Consider the following 20,579-nt stretch of genomic DNA (forward strand, 5'->3'; position numbering starts at 1 on the left):
AGCCAGACTTAGGATTACCTTAGAGCATAAAGAATATGCAGAACAAACCGCAGGAATGAATACATGGAAAGGGATTGTCTATAATATATAGAGAAAGAAATAGATAGAAAATCATAAAATGTATAGCTGTGCAGAAAAAGGAGAATTCATTATGAAAAAGCATTTTGAGATTGAAAAAGTCACCGGAAGAGAAATACTGGATTCCAGAGGAAATCCCACGGTGGAAGTAGAGGTGTTATTGGCGGACGGAAGCCTTGGAAGGGCGGCAGTTCCCTCAGGAGCTTCCACAGGAGCCTTTGAAGCAGTGGAGTTAAGGGATAATGATAAGAAAAGATATCTTGGAAATGGTGTAAAAAAAGCAGTTGAAAACGTTAATAAGGTCATTGCAAAGGAAATTGCCGGACTCAATGCACTAAACCAGGTGGAAATTGATAAAAAGATGATTGAGGCCGATGGCACTGAAAATAAAGGTAAACTGGGAGCCAATGCCATTCTGGGAGCCTCCCTTGCAACGGCAAAGGCTGCTGCCGAAGCACTGAACCTGCCCTTATACCAGTATATTGGCGGAGTAAATGCCAAGGTATTGCCGGTGCCTATGATGAATATTATAAATGGCGGAAAGCATGCGGATTCCAGCCTCAATATCCAGGAGTTCATGATTATGCCAATTGGTGCCAAATGCTTCAGTGAAGGGCTGGAATGGAGTACCACCATATTCCACACCCTGAAAAAACTGTTAAAGAGCGAAGGCTATGTGACAGCAGTAGGAGATGAAGGCGGCTTTGCTCCGAAATTCAAAAGTGATGAGGAAGCACTGAATTACATTGTAAAAGCGGTAGGAGAAGCTGGCTTTGAACCAGGAAAGGATTTCGGCATCGCAATGGATGTGGCTTCCACCGAGATGTATGATGAAGCGAAAAAGGCCGGCAGAGAAGGAGAGTACCTGTTTTGGAAGGCCGGAGAATATAAGAGTGTGGACGATATGATTGCCTACCTGGAGGATTTATGCGGCAGGTATCCGGTCATGTCCATTGAAGACGGCCTGGCAGAGGAAGATTTTTCAGGCTGGGAGAAGCTTACAAAAAGACTGGGCAGCAAAGTCCAGTTAGTAGGTGATGATTTGTTCGTGACAAATACAAAGAGAATCAGAAAAGGGATAGAGCTTGACATATCCAATTCTGTTCTGATTAAATTCAACCAGATCGGTACCTTAACGGAAACCCTGGAAGCAATTGAGATGGCAAAGAATAATAAATGGACGGCTATTGTGTCCCACCGGTCAGGAGAAACGGAGGATGTTACCCTGGCAGATATCGCTGTCGCTACCAATGCAGGGCAGATTAAGACAGGTGCTCCTTCCAGAAGCGACCGTGTAGCAAAATATAACAGGCTTCTCAGAATCGAGGAGCAGTTAGGGGATACGGCCATATACCTGGGAAGAAATTGCTTTCAGGTTAAATAAAACGGTTCAGCAGTATTTAAGGAAGGGATATTAATAAACAGATAAAGCAGCTTTGTGGAAAGGCTGTTAAATAAACGGATAAAGCAGCTTTGAGAAAGGGATATTAATAAATGGATAAAGCAGCTTTGAGGAAGGGCTGTTAATAAATGGATAAAGCAGCTTTGAGGAAGGGCTGTTAAATAAACGGATAAAGCAGCCTTTGAGGAATGAATGTTAAAAAACAGTTAAAGCATCCTGAGGGTGGGTTGTTAAAAATAGTTAAAGCAGTCTGATGGTGGCCGTTAAAAAGCAGCAGAATAATACAGGAACCCTGTGTAAAAGAAAGTTGTTTCTTCTGCACAGGGCTCCTGTTCCATAAAATTTGTGATTTTTTTGACTGGTTCCTTATTAAAGCACATTCACTGCTTTAATGGTACGGTATATACATTATCAACAATACAGCGGAATCCTTTGATAACATTTCCGCTTACAAGTCTGTGCTCGTTTTTAGGGCATAAATCCACATCCATTGTATAGAACAGGTTGTCATAGATTTGGCAGGCATCCTCCATGTTGTCATTATAGGGAGCCATATCCTTTCTTTTGCGAAGCTCGTATGCATTCATAAATATCATCCTCTTCTCATTCGTATTTTTTGTGTATCATTGTATTCGTTCTTTTTTTAATCAGAGAATCCTAGAATTTTTTACATTGTTTTTATCTATATTATACCTGTAAAATCTTTATTTTTCAATTATCATAAATTTTTTTTATTAAAAATTAATTAAAACCCGGTACTTTAGCGGTTTGAAGCATTAATTGGAAAAAACTTCAATGCTTTAATGTGCCATGTTTTACTTGACAAACATAAAGATTTATAATATTCTTACTAAGTTGATATATACCACAAATACTTACTGTATATAACTTCCGACATAAGAGTATATATAAAAATGAAGTCTGCACAATGGCGTGTATACATGTATTTTACATGGTAGTAGTGGAGATTTTTTTGTTGTAGGTATAAATAAATACAGGAATGAAAGCTCTTGTAAATGCAATATATCATCAAATAAATATTTTGATAGAAGGTAGGTTATTGTATGGGTAGATACATACTAAAAAGAGTAAGTGCAGCAGTGGTAACCATTTTCCTTGTTGCAACAATTACATTTTTCCTTATGAATTTAGTGCCGGGTGGACCATTTGTATCGGAAAAATCCATCAGTGCTCAGGCACAGGCTGCTCTGAATGAGAAGTTTGGTCTAGACAAACCATTGATAGTTCAATATAAAAATTACATGGTAAGTATTCTTCATGGAGACTTTGGCCTAAGTCTGAAGCAGCGCGGACGTACTGTAATGGAAATTATCACCAGCAGATTTCCTGTTTCTGCAAGACTCGGAGGTATATCCGTACTGGTTGCCATACTGATTGGTATACCATTAGGTTGTACGGCTGCCATTAACAGAGGAAAATGGGGAGATAATTTTATTATTGTTATTGCGACTTGCGGCATAGCAGTTCCAAGCTTTGTAATTTGTACGGTGGGTATGTACTTCTTTGGTGTTCACTTGGGAATACTTCCTACTTACGGATTGACATCACCGGCTCATTATGTACTGCCTGTAATTGCACTTGCCTTTTATCCTACAGCATATATTACCAGACTGATGCGTTCCTCCATGCTTGATGTAATTGGTCAGGATTATATCCGTACCTCCAAAGCAAAAGGTGTTTCACAGTTTATCTCCCTTTTCAAACATGCCCTGCGTAATGCAATATTACCCGTAGTAACCTATGTTGGTCCTCTGCTGGCTTATACTGTGACAGGAAGCTTTATTGTAGAGAAAATATTTGTTATTCCCGGCTTAGGAGGCCAGTTTGTAAGTTCCATTACGAACCGTGATTACACTGTTATTATGGGTACTACAATATGTCTTGCAACATTAGTTATCGTAATGAATACGATTGTGGATATTGTTTATAAGATAATTGATCCACGTATCCAGCTGAATTAGGAGGAACCAGAAATGAAGGATAAGAATGTACTAAGTTTTCAGTTGAATGTGGATGATTTCCTGCCTGCAACTGACGAGGAAAGGCAAAGCCTGGTGCAGATGCGTCCCAGTGTAAGCTTTTGGAAAGATGCATTACGCCGTTTATATAAAAACAAAGTGGCGATGGTAAGCCTTGCCGTAATTATATTTATTTTGATTTTTTCGTTTGCTGTTCCCAGCTTTTATCCATATAAATATGACCAGCAGATTCAAGGCTCCGAGTATTTAAAACCCATGACTTATTCCAAACAGGAAACAGCTCTTAAGGATGCAGGAAAAAGTGTATTCCCGCATATTCTGGGAACGGATAATCTTGGCCGTGACTATGCGGTCCGTGTAATGGTGGGAAGCCGTATTTCACTGCTTGTAGGTTTGATTGCTTCAGCCATCATTTTAATCATTGGTTCCGTATATGGATCAATAGCAGGCTTTTTCGGCGGCTGGGTAGACCTTATTATGATGCGTATTGCAGACATTGTTTATACAATACCTGATATCTTATTGATAGTATTAATATCCTTTGCCATTAAGTCTCCCATGGAAACACTTGCTACAAAGCCTGGATTCCAATGGATTCAGACGGTAGGCGTTAACCTGATCAGTATCTTTTTAGTATTTGCCCTTTTATACTGGGTAGGTATGGCAAGAATTGTCCGAAGCCAGATACTTACCTTGAAGCAGAGCGAATATGTAACTGCTGCAAAGGCATTGGGAGCTTCCAATGGACGAATCATAGGAAAGCATCTGCTTACCAATTGTATTGGTACCTTAATTGTAACTACAACATTACAGATTCCATCCGCTATTTTTACGGAAAGCTTTCTTAGCTTTCTTGGTTTGGGAGTTGCTATTCCCTTACCATCCCTGGGATCTTTAGCAAGTGATGCTGTTAACGGATTGAATTCCTATCCTTATTTATTAGTGGCACCGGCCGTTGGTATCAGCCTTATAATCCTCAGTTTTAACTTACTTGGAGACGGACTGAGGGATGCATTTGATCCGAAAATGAAGAGTTAATTGGAGAGGATGAATGATATGAGTGAATATTTAGTAGATATACAAAATGAGCGGCTCTCCTTCTTTACCCCTGCGGGCGAAGTGAAGTCATTAAATGATGTTTCACTGAAAGTTGCAGAAGGAGAAGTTTTAGGGATTGTAGGCGAAAGTGGTTCCGGTAAGTCTGTTACAGCTTACAGTCTCATGGGACTTACAGCATATCCCGGTAAATTAATCGGCGGTGATTTGTACTTTAACGGTCATCACATAAATGAAATGAAAGAACGGGAAATGCGTAAAATGAGGGGAAATGAAGTCTCTATTATTTTTCAGGACCCTATGACAAGCCTTAATCCGGTTTTTACAATAGGAAATCAGATTATGGAGGCTATTCTTCTCCATACAGATAAAGATAGAAAACAGGCTCATGACCGTGCAAAGGAACTTTTGCAGTTAGTAGGTATTAATGAACCTGAAAAGCGTTTGAAACAGTATCCCCATGAGCTGTCCGGTGGTATGAGACAACGTGTTATGATTGCTATGGCACTTGCATGTGAGCCGAAGCTTCTGATAGCGGATGAACCAACCACAGCTCTTGACGTAACCATCCAGGCCCAGATTCTTGAACTTATGACAGACCTTAAGAAAAAATTAGGAATGGCAATTATCCTTATTACCCATGATTTGGGAGTTGTGGCCGGTATGTGTGACAGGATTGCTGTAATGTATGCCGGTAAGGTAGTGGAAACCGGAACAACGGATGATATCTTCTACCATCCATCCCATGAATATACCAAAGGCTTACTTTTAAGTGTTCCAAATTTAAATGACACAGAGCATAAGAAGCTTGTTCCCATAGAAGGTCAGCCCATAGATATGCTGAATCCGCCGGCAGGATGTCCTTTTGCACCCAGATGCAATTCCTGTATGAAGATTTGTCTTCGCAAAATGCCTGAATACACCGATTTAGGAAATGGACATCAAAGTGCATGCTGGCTGTTAGATAAGGCTAAATTTGAAAGTGAGGTGCAGACTAATGGAAAATAAAAAACTAGTTGAAGTAGAGCACCTGAAACAGTATTTTCCCGTCAGCGGCGGAGGAGCTTTTAATAAAAAAGTAGTAAAAGCGGTAGATGATGTTTCCTTCTTTGTAAATAAGGGAGAAACCCTTGGACTTGTGGGTGAATCAGGTTGTGGAAAAACTACTACCGGACGTACACTGCTTCGTCTCCATGAACCTACAGGCGGTAAAATCATCTACGACGGTAAAGATATCACACATGTTAACATGTTACCTTACCGCAGGAAAATGCAGATTGTTTTCCAGGATCCATATGCCAGTCTGGACCCTCGTATGACAGTAGGAGACATCGTAGGTGAGGCTATTGATATTCATAAACTGGCTGCCAATAAGCAGGAACGCCGTGACCGGATTGTGGAGCTGTTGAGCCTCGTAGGATTAAATACAGAGCATGCCAATCGTTACCCTCATGAATTTTCCGGTGGGCAGCGCCAGCGTGTCGGTATAGCCCGTGCATTGGCTGTAAATCCGGAATTTATTGTATGCGATGAACCTATTTCCGCTCTGGATGTATCTATTCAGGCTCAGGTAGTTAATATGTTTGAAGAACTTCAGGAAAGTATGGGATTGACCTATTTATTTATTGCCCATAATTTAAGTGTAGTGAAGCATATATCGAACCGTATTGGGGTTATGTATTTAGGTAAGATAGTGGAATTAGCGGACAGCAGGGAGTTAACCTTCCATAGTGTCCATCCTTATACAAAGAGCTTAATTTCAGCAATCCCTGTTGCAGATCCTATAAAGACCCGCGAATCAAAACGAATTGTTTTAAAAGGCGATGTTCCAAGCCCGGTATATCCACCGTCCGGCTGCCGCTTCCGTACCCGCTGCCCCTATGCAGACGAGTGTTGTGCGGCGCAGGAACCGGAATGGAAAGAGGTTTCACCCGGTCATTATGCTGCATGTCATCATCTTGACAGAGTGAAATAGCTGTTTCAAAGACGCATCCAATTTCATCATATATAATATGGTGAATTGAATATAAATTAAAAATAAGGAGGAAATTTATGAAGAGAAGACTTTCAATTCTTTTAGCTCTTATAATGGTGGCAGCAATGGTATTAGGTGCTTGCGGTAAGAGCGACAACAACAGCGGCAGCAATAATGGCAACAGCGGCAAAAATAACACCAGTGATAATAGTGGTGACGGCGGAAGCAGCACCGGCGGTAAAGAAAAACAGCTTATTGCTGAAATTGGTCCTAACCCTGAGACGATTGATCCTGCATTGAATAGTGCGGTTGATGGTGGAAATATGCTTCTTTTTGCTTTTGACTGTTTATTAAATGTTGACAAGGATAATAAGATTATTCCTGGTGCTGCAGAAAAATATGAAACAAGCAAAGACGGTCTGAAATGGACCTTCTACTTAAGAAAAGACTTAAAGTGGTCCGATGGTTCTCCGTTAACAGCAAAAGATTTCGTTTACAGCTGGAAACGTGTTGCAGATCCTGCTACGGCTGCACCTTACAGTGAAACAGTTCTTGGCATGGTAAAAGGTTATGATAAAGCAGCAAAGGGAGATGTTGATGCATTAGCGGTTTCTGCACCTGACGATACCACTTTTGTTGTAGAACTTTCACATCCCTGCGTTTACTTTGATAAGCTGGCTGCTTTTGCAACACTGTCTCCTGTAAATCAGGCAACAATTGAAAAGAATGGTGATTCCTGGGCAACAAAGCCTGAATCTTATATCGGCAATGGCCCTTTCTATATTAAGGAATGGGTACCCAGCTCTTATATTCTTTTTGCAAAGAACGAAAATTACCGTGATAAAGACTCCATCAAGCTGGATTCTATTAAACTGCTTCTGATGGAAGATCCTAACGCAGCTTACAGTGCTTACAACAAACAGGACAGCGAATCACCTTTGATGATCAAGGATGTACCTACAGCTGAAATTCCTTCCCTTAGCGGAAATCCGGAATTCCATATTGAGCCCCTTTTAGGAACCTATTATGTTGACCTTAACAACACATTGCCTCAGTTCTCTGATTCCAAGGTACGTCAGGCTTTAAGCCTTGCAATCGACAGAAAGTATGTTGCTGAAACCTTAATGCAGGGTACTTACACAGCTGCTACAAACTTTGTTGGAACAAGTGTTGCTGATTGGGATGGAAGTGCTTTTATGGCCAATGCAAATGGTGGTAAGCCTTATATCAATAATGACGATTATGAAGGCAACCTTGCAAAAGCAAAACAATTATTAGCAGATGCCGGTTATCCTGATGGTAAAGGTTTCCCTGTTATTAAGTATTCTATCAATGATGCCGGTTACCATAAGGTAGTTGCCCAGTACTTACAGCAGGCTTGGAAAAAGCTTGGTATTACTGTAAATGTAGACGTTGTTGAATGGGCATCCTTTACTCCTATGCGTCGTGCAGGAGATTATGAATCAAGCCGTGACGGTTGGGTATTTGATTACAATGATGCCTCCAATATTCTTGATCTTATGGTTAGTACAAATGGTAATAATAATGCAAAATACAGTAATCCTGCTTATGATGAATTAATGCAGAAGGCTGCTGTTGAAAAAGATGCTAAGACACGTTCCGGTTATCTGCATAAGGCAGAAGACCTTGTAATGTCAGATACTGCAGTTATTCCGATTGCATACTATAACGAGTTCTATCTGCAGAGCCCCAAGGTTACCGGATCCTGGCATTCACCTTATGGATACTGGTACTTCCAGTATGCAGATATCACAGAATAATCTATAATATTTTACATTCGTAAATATAATAAAATTACGGAACGGAAATAAGAAAGAGCCCGCAGCTTGCGCTTTATATCAGCGTAAGCTGCGGGCTCTCTTTTTCTATCTGTTCCTTCTGTTCTTTTGCAGCTCTACTACAACAATCGGCAGGAAGGAAAATACCAGCACGATGGACCACTGGGCAGGTGTCAGAGGAACAACCTTAAAGATGTCAGCCAGAGGTTTTACGGATATTACGATTATTTGCAGGAAGGCACATATAATAAAGGATAGTACAAGCTTCATATTGGAAAACAGTCCGATTTTAGTCAGGGAATGCTCACTCCGCATATTAAAGGCATGGAAGAGCTGTGAAAGGCTTAGTACAGCAAAAGCCATGGTTCTTCCCACATAGGGAGTTGTAAGGGTCGCAAGCTCTACGGTCCTTGAATTCCGGACTAAATCTCCGGGAAGTGCGGCACTGTCAAAAAATCGGATACCAATGATAAAGGCCAGGAGGGCTAAGGAACCGATTAAGATACCTTCCGTAATGATTTTAAAGGCCAGGCCATCGGCGAACATACCCTTGTTAGGCGGAATCGGTTTCTTTTTCATAATGTCCTTATCCGGCGGATCCACACCCAGGGAAATGGCAGGGAGGGAGTCTGTCACCAGGTTTACCCAAAGCAGCTGGACGGCAACTAAAGGGGAGGGGAGACCAAAGAGGATAGCCACGAAGATGGTAAGGATTTCTCCGATATTGCAGGAAAGCAGGAAATGAACGGCTTTCTTGATATTGTCATAGATGCCCCGCCCTTCCTTAACAGCAGCAACAATTGTGGCAAAATTATCATCCGTAAGTATCATATCCGCCGCATTCTTGGCAACATCTGTACCGGTAATCCCCATAGCACAGCCGATATCAGCGGCCTTTAAGGCAGGAGCATCGTTTACACCGTCTCCGGTCATGGCAACCACTTCGCCCCTTGTTTGAAAGGCCTTTACAATCCGGACCTTATGCTCCGGGGAAACTCTGGCAAATACCCGGTAGTCCTTAATTTGCTCCACCAGCTCTTCCTGGGTTATCTGAGAGAGCTCTGCGCCGGTCATGGCCTGGGGGACGGGGGAAGTGTAGCGGTCGGGGTGATTGCTTCTGATTTCTGCTGCCCTAAGCTGTGCCATAGAGGTATCCTTTGTTAATATTCCCAGCTCTTTTGCGATGGCACAGGCAGTGGTAACATGATCACCTGTAATCATAACAGGGGTGATACCGGCCATCTGGCAGGTCAGAACAGCTTCACGTACCTCAGGCCTTGGCGGGTCAATCATACCGATCATGCCTGCCAGCGTCAGTCCCTGTTCCAGCCCGGTGGCTCTGTCTTTTTGAGTCCCGTTAAAGTTTTTCAGCCTGGCAGGAAAGGAGCTGTCAGCAGGATAATCCTTGTAGGCTACTGCAATGACCCGGAGTGCTTTTGCAGTCATCCCTTCATTTAAACGTGTAAGCTGTTCCCGAAGGGTATTGGAAATGGGAGCGTCCTTGTTTCCACGGTAAATATTGATGCACTCAGACAGCAGTATATCAAAGGCACCTTTTGTAATCTGCCTGTAGCTTCCGTCAGAAAGTTTATGTACGGTGGTCATTTGCTTTCGCCCTGAATCAAAGGGAATCTCAAATATCCTGGGATTCAGCAGATCAAGCTGGGATTTGCTTAGCCCTACCTGGTAGGCGGCCATAATGAGGGCATTTTCCGTGGGCTCTCCCGTAGCGGATACATTTTGGTGTTTTCCCTTACCTGATACCTGTAATACGGCGTCATTACATAAGCTTGACAGGGTAAGGAGAAACTTTCCGGTGCTTCCATCGGGAGCTTCCTTGCCCTTACAGGAGCAAAGTTCCGTTACCGTCATTTTATTCTGTGTCAGGGTACCGGTCTTATCGGAACAGATGACCGTAGCGCTTCCAAGAGTTTCAACGGCAGGGAGCTTTCTTATGACAGCATTTTTCCTTGCCATTCTTTGCACCCCAAGGGAGAGCATGATGGTTACAATGGCAGGAAGACCTTCCGGAATAGCTGCCACGGCAAGGCTGACGGAGGTCATGAACATCTCAAATATGGGCCGGTTTTTTAAGATGCCGACCAGAAAAATTATAATACAGATGATAAGGGCAGCGATACCCAGAGCTTTGCCGGTACTGGCAAGCTTTTTCTGAAGGGGAGTCATGGGAGTCTCATCCTCCATAATCATTCTGGCTATATGGCCGACCTCGGTATGCATGCCTGTTGCTGTTACCACTGCCGTACCCCGGCCATAGGTAACGATACCCGTGGCGGCTACCATATTAATACGCTCTGCCGACAGAAGATTTTCCATTAATACCTTGTCGGCATCCTTTTCAATGGGATGGGATTCGCCGGTCAGGGAAGCTTCGTCAATCTTTAAGTTAACGGAGGTTATTAGTCTTGCGTCGGCAGGTACAAAATGTCCCGTTTCAAGATATATAATATCACCGGGAACTAATTCCTTGGCATCTATACTCTCAAGCAGACCATCCCGCATAACCAGAGCGGTCGGTGCGGACATTTTTTGAAGGGCTTCCAGGGATTTTTCGGCCTTGCTTTCTTGTACAACTCCTAAGATTGCATTCAGCGTAATGATAGTAATTATTATTGCAGGCTCAACGATATCCAGCTCTCCATGTAAAAAGGATACCAGGAAGGAGACCAGAGCAGCAAAAATCAATGTCAATATCATAAAGTCTTTAAATTGGCTTATAAATCGCAAGATTAAAGGCGTTTTTTTCTTAGCCTCAAGCAGGTTATACCCATATTGTTTCTGCCTTTTTGCTGCTTCCTTTTTTGTCAATCCTGTAAGTGCAGAATCCAGTTCCTGCAGGGCTTCTTCCTTTGTAATACTGTGCCAATTGGTCATTTTAACACCCATTGCATATCCCGATTTTGGCGTAGGGGATTTTGCTCCTTTCTTTATTTAATCTCAACACTTTGTCAAATTAATTATATGACGGGCTATTCCTTTTTATTTCATATAGAGCCGAAAGCCTTGAAACTGTTAAAGCGGCAGGGCAGTTATAGTTGTTTTACAGCAAGCCTTGCATATCTATTTACGGAAATTTTAAGGTAAAGTACAGATGTATGAAGGAAGTTTATGGGTACGGACGATGACCAAGGGGGTTGTTTTGGAGTTTTGTTACGCGAGAACCCATATTCCACTAAAGCGGCAGAAAACGTGGCTGGCAGGTAAATCAATGCCAAACTCGCTATAATAACTATGGCCGTGTTAGATATCGAGCTCAAACAGTGGTATTGCTTTACCTAGTCACGTTTCCTGCCGCTTAAGTGTCATAAGGGACCTCTTGAGACAAAATTCCAAAACAACCCCCTTGGTCATCTGTGCATATCTATTATTTGGTCTTGTGTATTTGCCATGCCCAAAACCTTATAAGACCAAAACAACACAACAACTGTCCAAGGGTTTATTGCCAACCCCCAGATGATTTTGGCTTACCTTTCGTAATTTTCTATTGAGGAGTTCCCTAATGACACTTAAATGGCAGCAGCTGTTCCTAGGTAAAATTATACCACTGTCTGAGCTCACAACACCACACAAAAACAACCTTCCAGCGAGTTTGGCATAATTTCACCTGCCAGGAACAGCTGCTGGCATTTTAGTGGAATTCGGAACCCCGAACGAGAAAATTACGAAAGGTAAGCCAAAATCATCGTCCGTTCCCAACCCCCTGGCACATGCAGATAATTGGGAAAAAATACTGGAGTTAAAAATTAAAAAAGATGGTTTTAAATTGGGACTGGAAAAAGATTCATGTGAATATCGTACAAATATGCGGATAACTCTTAACAAGTGTTACAAACAATGGTATAATTTAGAGCATGTTTGTTTAAAAGGGTACCTTTTCAGGCAGAATTAGGTAAATAGTATAGTGAGGTAAAGAAGTGAAAGAGAAGAATTTATATATGGGAAATCTGGGAATTTTCTTTAAACCCTATAAGAAACTTCTTATAATAGGGCCTGCTTTTAAACTGGCAGAAGCAATACTGGAACTATTCCTGCCTTTTCTTATGTCAAAGGTAATTGATGTGGGTATAAAGAACGGAGACAGGGATTATGTCTATCGGATGGGTGCAGTGATGCTTGTAACAGCCATCGTAGGGGTTATCTGTGCCCTGATATGCCAGTACAGTGCTTCCTTAGTATCCCAGGGAATAGGAACGGATATCAGAAATGAGCTTTTCAGGCATATGGAGACCTTGTCGGGTAAGGAGCAGGATAAGTTTGGGACAGCTTCATTAATCAACCGTATAACCAATGATGTAAATCAGGTACAGCTTGCGGTCGCCATGTTCATCAGGCTTGTTATCCGCGCACCCTTTCTATGCATCGGAGGCCTTATCATGTCCTTTCTGCTGGATGTAAAGCTGTCTCTGATAGTACTTCTGGTACTTCCTGTTTTTGTTGGGGTATTATACCAGACCATGAAGAAATCAATCCCCCTTTATGGCAGAGTACAAAAGAAGCTGGATGAGATTTCCCTGAGCTTAAGAGAAAACCTGAGCGGAGTCAGAGTTATCAGAGCATTTGCCAGAACAGCGGCAGAGGAGGAAAAGTTTCAGAAAGTAAATAATGAGTATGCCATGAATGCCGTAAAGGTGGGTAAAATTTCGGCTATGCTGAATCCTGTGACAACGCTCATATTAAATGTGGCTATTGCAGCCATCATCTGGCTGGGAGCCGTCAGGGTGAATAAGGGGTTTATGGAAACCGGTGAAGTGATTGCCATTGTGGGATATGTTACCCAGATACTTGCCGCATTAATCGTAATATCCAATCTGGTGGTCATCTTTACGAAGGCCTATGCCAGTGCGGGAAGAATCAATGAAGTATTAAGTACAGAGACAAGTATTACAAATCCTGCCGCCGCCGGCAGAAGGGAAGGAAATTATAGGGAAGGAGCACCTGCCGTAGAATTTGATAAGGTTTTCTTTGCATATAAAGAGGACAGTAACGAGAGCAAGGATAATATGAAAGAAACAGGCAGCTATGCCCTGAATGATATATCCTTTAAGGTGATGAAAGGGGAAACCTTTGGTATTATCGGTGGCACAGGCTCGGGAAAATCCTCTGTGGTAAATTTGATTCCGAGGTTCTACGATACCCTGCTTGGGTCCGTTAAGGTATTTGGGAAAGAGGTCAGGGATTATGACCTTGCAGAGCTAAGGAGGAAAATCGGCATGGTGCCCCAAAGGTCCGTACTGATTACCGGGACAATTGCAGAAAATCTCAGGTGGGGAAAGGAAGACAGTACCGTGGAAGAATTAAAGGAAGCCGCATCCATTGCCCAGGCGGAGGAATTTATCCGCTCCTTACCGGAGGGCTTTGATACGCCTATCAGAAGGGGAGGAGTGAATGTATCAGGCGGGCAAAGGCAGCGTTTGGCCATTGCCCGGGCTTTGGTGAGAAGGCCCAAAATCCTGATTTTGGATGACAGCTTTAATGCCCTTGATTATGCCACAGATGCCGCCCTGAGAAAAGCCCTGAAGGAAAAGACAAAGGGAATGACGGTATTTATGATATCCCAGAGAGCAAGTACTTTACGAAACTGTGACCAGATAATGGTTTTAAATGAAGGAGAGATTGCCGGCCTCGGCACCCATGAGGAGCTTCTTAAAAACTGCCAGGTCTATGAAGAGATCTGCCGTTCCCAGGAAACTTCTGAAACCGGTGAGAAAGAGGGTGTCGGCAGTGGAAAGTAACCATAGGGTATCTACGAAAAAAACAACGAGAAAGAGATTATGGGGTTATATTGGGAAGAGCAAGAAAGTACTCCTTACAGCATTTCTTTTTTCCATCCTGGGGAATACCATGGCAGTGTTTACTCCTCTGTTAATGGGAAAAGCCGTTGACACGATTATTGGAGCCGGTAAGGTCGATTTTGAGACCTTGAAGGGGATACTGCTCCTGATGCTGGTGCTTTATCTGGTAAGCAGCCTTTTTCAATGGCTCATGTCCGTCTTCAGCAACCGGGCATCCACGAATATCGTAAGGGAAATGAGGGAAGATGCCTTTCGTAAGCTTAATAAATTGCCCGTCAGCTATTTTGACAGGCATCCCCACGGCGATGTTATCAGCAGGCTGACCAATGATATTGATGCCATATCTGACGGACTGTTTCAGGGGATTACACAGGTTATGTCCTCGGTGGTTATTATTGCAGGAAGCTTTGTATTTATGATGACAATAAGCCCTTTGATAACCCTGGGAGTCATTATAGTGACACCGCTTTGCTTCTTCCTGGCTTCCTTTATCGCAAAGCACTCCAAGCTGATGTTCCATAGGCAGTCAAGCCTTACAGGAGAACTCAATGGCTATGCGGAAGAAATAATCGAGAATCAGAAGCTGGTTATGGCATTTAGCTATGAAGAGAAAACAATGGACCATTTTAAAGAGCAAAATAAGGAGCTGTACCGTGTGGGGCAGAAGGCTCAATGGTATTCCTCCCTTACCAATCCTACCACTAGGCTTATCAACAATATCGCATATGTTATGGTGACGGTAATGGGCGCTCTCCTTAGCCTGGCGGGAAAGCTTTCAGTTGGTAATATTGCAAGCTTCCTTACCTATTCCAACCAGTTTGCCAAGCCAATCAATGAAATAACGGCAGTTACTACTCAGATACAGGCAGCCTTTGCATCCGCTGAAAGAATATTTGCACTTCTGGATGAAGAAGAGGAGAGGATTGCGGAAGAGCCCTATGAGGAACTGACGGACTGCCAGGGAAATGTGGAATTCAGGGAGGTCTGTTTTGCTTATAAGAAGGAGGTTCCCTTAATAGAGAACTTTAATCTGAAAGTGAAAAAGGGAAGTACCGTAGCAATTGTAGGGCCTACCGGCTCCGGTAAAACAACCCTAGTAAATCTGCTGATGAGATTCTATGAATTGGACAGCGGACAGATATTCGTTGATGACAAGGACATCCTTCACATTAAGAAAAATAATTTAAGGCAGAGCATAGGAATGGTTCTCCAGGAAAGCTGGCTCATTACGGGAACCGTTGCCGAGAATATAGCCTACGGAAAAGCGGGGGTAACCAGAGAGGATATCATAAACGCTGCAAAAGCCGTGAAAGCCCATGGATTTATTATGAGGCTTCCCAAAGGATATGACACCCTTATAGAAGAGGATGGAAGGAATCTCTCCCAGGGGCAAAAACAGCTGCTCACCATAGCAAGAGTGTTAATTATGGACCCTCCCATGCTGATACTGGATGAAGCGACCAGCAGTATTGATACCAGAACAGAGATAAAAATACAGGAAGCCTTCTTAAAGATGATGAAGGGAAGAACCAGTTTTGTCATTGCACACAGGCTTTCCACCATAAAGGAGGCGGATACCATTCTGGTACTAAAGAACGGCAATATCATTGAACAGGGAAATCACAATGAACTGCTTGACAGAAAGGGCTTCTATTATAAGCTGTATCATTCCTAATTCTCGTCTTAACAGATTTGAAACAGTTTTGCCATAAGATTAACACAAAAATTACTTATGGTATCAGTACTTAGTACGACAAAATATGGTAAGAAAAATAGCTGCAAGGAGTAATCAATGACACATTCAAAGAAAACCATACAAAGGATTATTATCTTAAGCATTGCCACGCTGATAATAAGTTTTTTTTCTCCGGTAATAACAGAAGCAAATGTAACAAAACCATACTATATCAAGGTTAATAAGCAGCAAAATTGCGTCACAGTATACAAAGAGGATGCAAAAGGGAATTACACGGTGCCGGTTAAAGCAATGATATGCTCCGTGGGTGCCGATACCCCCTTGGGAGTATTTAAAACGCCTGCCAAATATCGTTGGAAGTTACTGATGGGAGACGTTTGGGGACAGTATTCCACCAGAATTGTTAAAGGGATTTTATTTCATTCCGTCTGGTACTACAAGATGGATGCCTCCACCTTGTCTGCAGCCCAGTATAATAAGCTTGGTACTACCGCATCCCATGGCTGTGTAAGGCTGACGGTGCAGGATGCCAAGTGGATTTATGATAATTGTCCTCTTGGAACCTCAGTAGAAATATATAATGGGAAAGACCCGGGACCACTTGGAAAGCCGGAATCAATAAAGCTTTCACTTGGTACAGGCTGGGATCCCACAGACCCTGATAAAAATAATCCATACCTGGATAAAGCACCGGTTTTAACAGCTGCTAGCAGTAAATCGGTGGAATGGGGTTCTAAAATTGATCTGTATAAAGGCCTTAAGGCAGTATCTTCTACCGGTGTTGACATTACAAAGAGCATCAAAGTCAAAGGAAAGGTAGACAGCTATACAGCCGGAAAATATAAAATCAACTATTCAGTCAGTGATGAGCTGGGAAGAAAGACCGGTAAAACCGTAACCTATACGGTCAAGCAGTGTAAGGAAGCACCTGTGATTAAGGGAGCAGCTGACAGAATCACAGGAAAAGGTACCGTAATTAACAAAGCCTATGCCCTTAAAGGAGTATCCGCATACCTTTCAACGAAAAAGCTTTCAAGTAAGGATATTAAGGTTACCATTAAGAAAACCAGTGCGGATGAATATGCTTTTGCATATAGCATAAAGGCTGAAAACAACAAGACAGGAAAGGCAGCTGCATCTGTTTATATTGATACGACTCCTCCTGATCTGGAAGGGGTTTCCTTTAAGACTATTACCAAGAAACAACTGGCAGCCGGCAAGAAGGAGATTCTGAAGTTAGCGAAAAAGGATATAGCGGTAAATGACGATTATTCGGAGCTGACTCCTGATGATATAAAGATAACGGTAGAACCCAAGGAAGATTATGCATACATGGTTCATTATGAGGTTGCTGATAAAGCAGGTAATATTACGAAGGAAACTGTGCAGTACACCTATTTTGACAATATGCGTATTGAGGGAATTGAAAATCGGTATGACATACCTCAGGATACGGTAATAGATGATGCATTTGCATTGTCAGGCATTCAGGCTCTTGACAGTAATAATACTGACTGCGCAGGACTTTTAACAGTAAGCATTTCAACGGAGGATAATAAAACCTATGAGGTGACTTATACCATTATCCAGCAGCATAACAAGAAAGCATCGGTTGTCTGCCATTTTACACTGGATTCACAGAGTAACGGGGAAGCAGACCAAAAGGAGCAGCCTGCTCCGGAGCCAACTACTCCGGAGCCGACTAATCCGTAAAGAATCAGTTCGGGCAAACAGTACAACAGGAAAGTGATTTAAGAAAAGGGATTGTCGTAATAAGAAGAACAAATACCGGATACTGCATCCATTATTGAATTTATGGACTGTATCCGGTATCTGCTTTTTTATCTATCATTTTTATTTCATTGTTCTGGCCATTCTTTTTATCATTTCAACCTTCTGTTTTTCAGCAGGGGACATATCCTGTGTCAGTATATCTACCAGCAGATCGTTTTCTTCCTTTGTAAAGGACAGATTCATAGTCTTAAGCTGCGCATTGGCCTTTACCATAAGCGGGACCAGCTTATCCTGGGATTTTCCTTCTGCTTCCTTTGCCAAATCCATAAGGATTGCGAGCTTTCTGGCATCGATATTTTTTATTGCCGGATGATTCATCCACGAAAAATTATTCATAATTACCTCCGTTTGGCATCATATTAAACATCATAGAAATGTTATCGAAAGTACTTTTTTGTTCCGGTGTCAGCATAGTCGACAGGATTTCCATCATATTCTGGTTGAATCCGGTTCCATTTCCGCCGGGATCATCCTTATTGCTTTCAGGGTTCTCTCCGGTACCTGGCTGGGAAGCCATCATACTGGACAGGACGGAATAGGTTTCGAACATATTTTTCATTCTTAATAAGTTGAGTATATTATCAATAATTTTCCTTTCGCTGGCATAACAGACATTGCGGATACTGTTCAGAAGAGCTTCCAGGTCTATATTTTGCAAGTCGAAGCCAAGGGCAGATACATGTTCATTACTACCGACAGTCCGAAGGCTATCCATAAGCTCGGAGGTTTTAATAATCAGGCTGGCAGATTCCTGTGTCTGGCCATTTAGATGCGGGAGGGCAGCTTTCATAATATCGACCATGTGCTTTAAGCTATTTTCGGGAGCGGTTTCATCAGAACCGGCGGAATTGCCGGAGCTTTCAGAGCCAGTAGAACTGCCGGAGCTGCCGGAATTACCGGGATTTCTAAAGCTTTCAGAGCTGCCGGAATTACCGGGATTTCCAAAGCTTTCAGAGCCGCCGGGATTGCTGGAATTTCCAAAGGGGTCGGAAATGCCGGAACTTCCATAGCTGTTGGAATTATCATAGCTGCCATAGTCAGCGGAACTGCCAGAGCTGCTGGAAGTGCTGAGATTTCCATAGCTGTCAGAGCCGCCAGAATGAATAGAACTGCCAGGGTTATCGGAACTTTCATGGCCTTCAGAGCTGTCAGGAGCTTTCAATTCATCGGAATGTTCAGTACTATTAGAATATCCTAAAGAGCCGGAGCCTGCGGCATCACCAGCGTATCCGGGGCTGCCCGTGTTAACTCCGTTATAAGAGTAGCCGGAGTCATTGATTTCCGCTGCACTGTAGTTATATCCGTAGTCACTGGTTATCGTAGCACCATAGGGATATCCGTAAGGATACCCATTGCCAAAATTACCGGTACCAAAATCCCCGTTTGTATTTCCTGTATTACCGTTAACAGGGGGAGGAGTAGGTCCATTTGCAATGTCTGGATTATTTTTTTTAATTGCCTCCTCTTTATCAAAGGAACCTGGATTACCGTAACCTTCCATGACTGCTCCATTTCTGCTTTATCATTATACTATATTCAGGGAAGGGAAAAATATAACCAATAGGAGTGACAAGCCATCAGAAAAAGAAGCCGGAAGGCTTAGAAAGTGTGAATACAAATGACTTCAAAAGAAAAAAAGAATCTGGTTCTGAAAGAGATTGTAAAACCCTTATTAAAAAAAGCGGGGTATCGCAGCTCCGGGAGGGTTTATTATTCCCAGCGGGGAAACTGCTGCCTTGCCCTTTGCCTGAAAGGCTCCCACTATAACTCGACTGTTACAGGCTACTGCTTCGGATTTGAAATCATGGCCTTTGAGGGAGAGGTGACAGAGAGTATTAAAAAGGGATGGTGGATGGAGTACACCTCCATTTCCGAAGCAGTTCTGCTGCCGGATATGGGATATCTGCATCCTTACCGGAGGGGGATGGAATACCAGATTGATGGATATAAAAATTATCAGCCCCAGGATATGAATCTGGAGGATATAGTGCTGCATATCAGGGAGGATTTGGAACACTATATCCTCCCTGAACTGGCCCAGGTGGAAAGTCTTGCCGGCTGGGAACGCAAGAGAGAAGAGTGGAAGCAGCGCGGCTGCACAGAGCGGGTTCGTTTACTTCGGTATTTTGAATGGGCTAATCCCCTGACTTGCTCCACAAGAAATATTCCTCAGCTTCTCGCTGCCCGGCGGCAGCTTGAGCTTCCAATTGAAACAATCCGAAATAATTCGGCATTGTACCACCAGATACAAAAGGCATCTCCGTGGCCGGAAACGGATGGCTGGAGCTTCATTCTTTCCGTTCTGGAGGCAGAAGAAGCAGCCGTAGCTCAGCTGGCAGAAGAGGAACAGACCTAAACCGGATAGGTCAGGTGTGTTTCATCAATATCCGTCAGAACCTCTCTGAGATATTTGTCCGCCAGATATTTGGCCATGGAAAGGTTTATATCAAGGTAATTACCGCAGTTAATAGCCGCGGCACCGGGTACCTCTCCGGTAAAATCACGGATAAATTCATACATCTCTGTAATTAGCGGAACAATCTCACTGGATTGATAATCTCCCGCTAAGATAAGATAAAATCCGGTACGGCAGCCCATCGGACCGAAGTAAATCGTCTTGTCGGCAAAAGCCAGGTGGTTTCTCAGGAAGGTTGCTCCAAGATGTTCGATGGTATGGGCCTCTGCAGTATTCATAACAGGCTCGAAATTCGGCCTTGTCATACGGATATCAAAGGTGGTAAGAGTCTCAGCGCCTGCTTTGTCTTTTCTGGATACATAGATTCCTGGCAGCAGCCGCAGATGGTCTATGGTAAAGCTTGCAATCTGTTCCATATTATTCTCCTTTCAACTTTCTATATTTTTTGTTATCATAAGTTCAGTTAGTAAAAATGACAATCGGTTAAGATATCATGGATATTATAGCATAACAGGGAAGCGGATGAAAGAAAAAATTAGATATCCGGAAC

General features: G+C 42.8%; 15 protein-coding genes. 10 read left to right on the top strand and 5 right to left on the bottom strand.

The annotated features are described in order from the left end of the window. Positions 1-151 precede the first annotated feature (151 nt). Positions 152-1,462 carry a phosphopyruvate hydratase gene (eno, locus tag BUB77_RS05710; protein ID WP_073273741.1) on the top strand — a complete coding sequence of 437 codons (1,311 nt, stop codon included), beginning with the start codon at positions 152-154 and terminating at the stop codon, positions 1,460-1,462. 398 nt (positions 1,463-1,860) lie between these two features. On the opposite strand, the gene BUB77_RS05715 is transcribed toward eno, so the two are convergent. Further along, on the bottom strand, positions 1,861-2,067 hold the full coding sequence (locus BUB77_RS05715; RefSeq protein ID WP_073273743.1) for a hypothetical protein: 207 nt from the start codon (positions 2,065-2,067) through the stop codon (positions 1,861-1,863). Between the two features lie 477 nt (positions 2,068-2,544). On the opposite strand from BUB77_RS05715, the gene BUB77_RS05720 reads away from it, so the two are divergent. The 5 genes from BUB77_RS05720 to BUB77_RS05740 all read left to right on the top strand — a co-directional run bounded on the left by BUB77_RS05720 (position 2,545) and on the right by BUB77_RS05740 (position 8,292). After that, positions 2,545-3,462, top strand: coding sequence for an ABC transporter permease (locus BUB77_RS05720; RefSeq protein WP_073273745.1), 918 nt, complete (start codon positions 2,545-2,547; stop codon positions 3,460-3,462). A 12-nt stretch (positions 3,463-3,474) separates the two neighbouring features. After that, complete coding sequence (locus tag BUB77_RS05725) at positions 3,475-4,518, top strand: ABC transporter permease (RefSeq protein WP_073273747.1); 1,044 nt, start codon at positions 3,475-3,477, stop codon at positions 4,516-4,518. An 18-nt stretch (positions 4,519-4,536) separates the two neighbouring features. Then, positions 4,537-5,544, top strand: coding sequence for an ABC transporter ATP-binding protein (locus BUB77_RS05730; RefSeq protein WP_073273748.1), 1,008 nt, complete (start codon positions 4,537-4,539; stop codon positions 5,542-5,544). Further along, a complete protein-coding gene (locus tag BUB77_RS05735; protein WP_073273750.1) occupies positions 5,534-6,511 on the top strand; it encodes an ABC transporter ATP-binding protein in 978 nt (325 codons plus the stop codon). The genes BUB77_RS05730 and BUB77_RS05735 overlap by 11 nt, the downstream gene beginning before the upstream one ends. A gap of 77 nt (positions 6,512-6,588) precedes the next feature. Then, complete coding sequence (locus tag BUB77_RS05740) at positions 6,589-8,292, top strand: peptide ABC transporter substrate-binding protein (protein ID WP_073273752.1); 1,704 nt, start codon at positions 6,589-6,591, stop codon at positions 8,290-8,292. A 105-nt stretch (positions 8,293-8,397) separates the two neighbouring features. On the opposite strand, the gene BUB77_RS05745 is transcribed toward BUB77_RS05740, so the two are convergent. Beyond that, positions 8,398-11,217, bottom strand: a complete 2,820-nt coding sequence (locus BUB77_RS05745) for a cation-translocating P-type ATPase (RefSeq protein WP_330392498.1) — start codon at positions 11,215-11,217, stop codon at positions 8,398-8,400. Between the two features lie 1,049 nt (positions 11,218-12,266). Between BUB77_RS05745 and BUB77_RS05755 the strand changes: the two genes are divergently transcribed. The 3 genes from BUB77_RS05755 to BUB77_RS29800 all read left to right on the top strand — a co-directional run bounded on the left by BUB77_RS05755 (position 12,267) and on the right by BUB77_RS29800 (position 17,532). Continuing rightward, positions 12,267-14,063, top strand: coding sequence for an ABC transporter ATP-binding protein (locus BUB77_RS05755; RefSeq protein ID WP_073273952.1), 1,797 nt, complete (start codon positions 12,267-12,269; stop codon positions 14,061-14,063). Then, positions 14,053-15,798 carry an ABC transporter ATP-binding protein gene (locus BUB77_RS05760; protein ID WP_073273756.1) on the top strand — a complete coding sequence of 582 codons (1,746 nt, stop codon included), beginning with the start codon at positions 14,053-14,055 and terminating at the stop codon, positions 15,796-15,798. The genes BUB77_RS05755 and BUB77_RS05760 overlap by 11 nt, the downstream gene beginning before the upstream one ends. A 117-nt stretch (positions 15,799-15,915) precedes the next feature. After that, a complete protein-coding gene (locus tag BUB77_RS29800; protein WP_073273758.1) occupies positions 15,916-17,532 on the top strand; it encodes a L,D-transpeptidase family protein in 1,617 nt (538 codons plus the stop codon). Positions 17,533-17,673: 141 nt separating this feature from the next. Here the strand turns inward: BUB77_RS29800 and BUB77_RS05770 are convergent, their stop codons facing one another. Both BUB77_RS05770 and BUB77_RS05775 read right to left on the bottom strand, forming a co-directional pair. Continuing rightward, positions 17,674-17,949 (bottom strand): hypothetical protein, encoded by a 276-nt coding sequence (locus BUB77_RS05770; protein WP_073273759.1) that lies wholly within the window; start codon positions 17,947-17,949, stop codon positions 17,674-17,676. Next, the gene (locus BUB77_RS05775; protein WP_073273761.1) at positions 17,942-19,114 is read right to left on the bottom strand and encodes a dermokine domain-containing protein; all 1,173 of its coding nucleotides are present in this window, start codon (positions 19,112-19,114) and stop codon (positions 17,942-17,944) included. The genes BUB77_RS05770 and BUB77_RS05775 overlap by 8 nt, the downstream gene beginning before the upstream one ends. Positions 19,115-19,231: 117 nt before the next feature. Here BUB77_RS05775 and BUB77_RS05780 point away from each other — a divergent pair, with 117 nt between their 5' ends. Next, positions 19,232-19,969: a hypothetical protein gene (locus BUB77_RS05780; RefSeq protein WP_073273764.1), complete on the top strand. Its 738-nt coding sequence runs from the start codon at positions 19,232-19,234 to the stop codon at positions 19,967-19,969. Here BUB77_RS05780 and BUB77_RS05785 read toward each other — a convergent pair. After that, positions 19,966-20,445 carry an S-ribosylhomocysteine lyase gene (locus tag BUB77_RS05785; protein WP_073273766.1) on the bottom strand — a complete coding sequence of 160 codons (480 nt, stop codon included), beginning with the start codon at positions 20,443-20,445 and terminating at the stop codon, positions 19,966-19,968. The two genes, BUB77_RS05780 and BUB77_RS05785, sit on opposite strands and share 4 nt — an antisense overlap. Positions 20,446-20,579 lie beyond the last annotated feature (134 nt).

This window comes from Anaerocolumna jejuensis DSM 15929 (assembly GCF_900142215.1).
GTDB classification, from domain to species: Bacteria; Bacillota; Clostridia; order Lachnospirales; family Lachnospiraceae; genus Anaerocolumna; species Anaerocolumna jejuensis.

Coding starts and splice junctions, on each gene's coding strand:
- eno (WP_073273741.1), top strand. CDS start 152: ATGAAAAAGCATTTTGAGATTGAAAAAGTCACCGGAAGAGAAATACTG.
- BUB77_RS05715 (WP_073273743.1), bottom strand. CDS start 2,067: ATGAATGCATACGAGCTTCGCAAAAGAAAGGATATGGCTCCCTATAAT.
- BUB77_RS05720 (WP_073273745.1), top strand. CDS start 2,545: ATGGGTAGATACATACTAAAAAGAGTAAGTGCAGCAGTGGTAACCATT.
- BUB77_RS05725 (WP_073273747.1), top strand. CDS start 3,475: ATGAAGGATAAGAATGTACTAAGTTTTCAGTTGAATGTGGATGATTTC.
- BUB77_RS05730 (WP_073273748.1), top strand. CDS start 4,537: ATGAGTGAATATTTAGTAGATATACAAAATGAGCGGCTCTCCTTCTTT.
- BUB77_RS05735 (WP_073273750.1), top strand. CDS start 5,534: ATGGAAAATAAAAAACTAGTTGAAGTAGAGCACCTGAAACAGTATTTT.
- BUB77_RS05740 (WP_073273752.1), top strand. CDS start 6,589: ATGAAGAGAAGACTTTCAATTCTTTTAGCTCTTATAATGGTGGCAGCA.
- BUB77_RS05745 (WP_330392498.1), bottom strand. CDS start 11,217: ATGGGTGTTAAAATGACCAATTGGCACAGTATTACAAAGGAAGAAGCC.
- BUB77_RS05755 (WP_073273952.1), top strand. CDS start 12,267: ATGGGAAATCTGGGAATTTTCTTTAAACCCTATAAGAAACTTCTTATA.
- BUB77_RS29800 (WP_073273758.1), top strand. CDS start 15,916: ATGACACATTCAAAGAAAACCATACAAAGGATTATTATCTTAAGCATT.
- BUB77_RS05770 (WP_073273759.1), bottom strand. CDS start 17,949: ATGAATAATTTTTCGTGGATGAATCATCCGGCAATAAAAAATATCGAT.
- BUB77_RS05775 (WP_073273761.1), bottom strand. CDS start 19,114: ATGGAAGGTTACGGTAATCCAGGTTCCTTTGATAAAGAGGAGGCAATT.
- BUB77_RS05780 (WP_073273764.1), top strand. CDS start 19,232: ATGACTTCAAAAGAAAAAAAGAATCTGGTTCTGAAAGAGATTGTAAAA.
- BUB77_RS05785 (WP_073273766.1), bottom strand. CDS start 20,445: ATGGAACAGATTGCAAGCTTTACCATAGACCATCTGCGGCTGCTGCCA.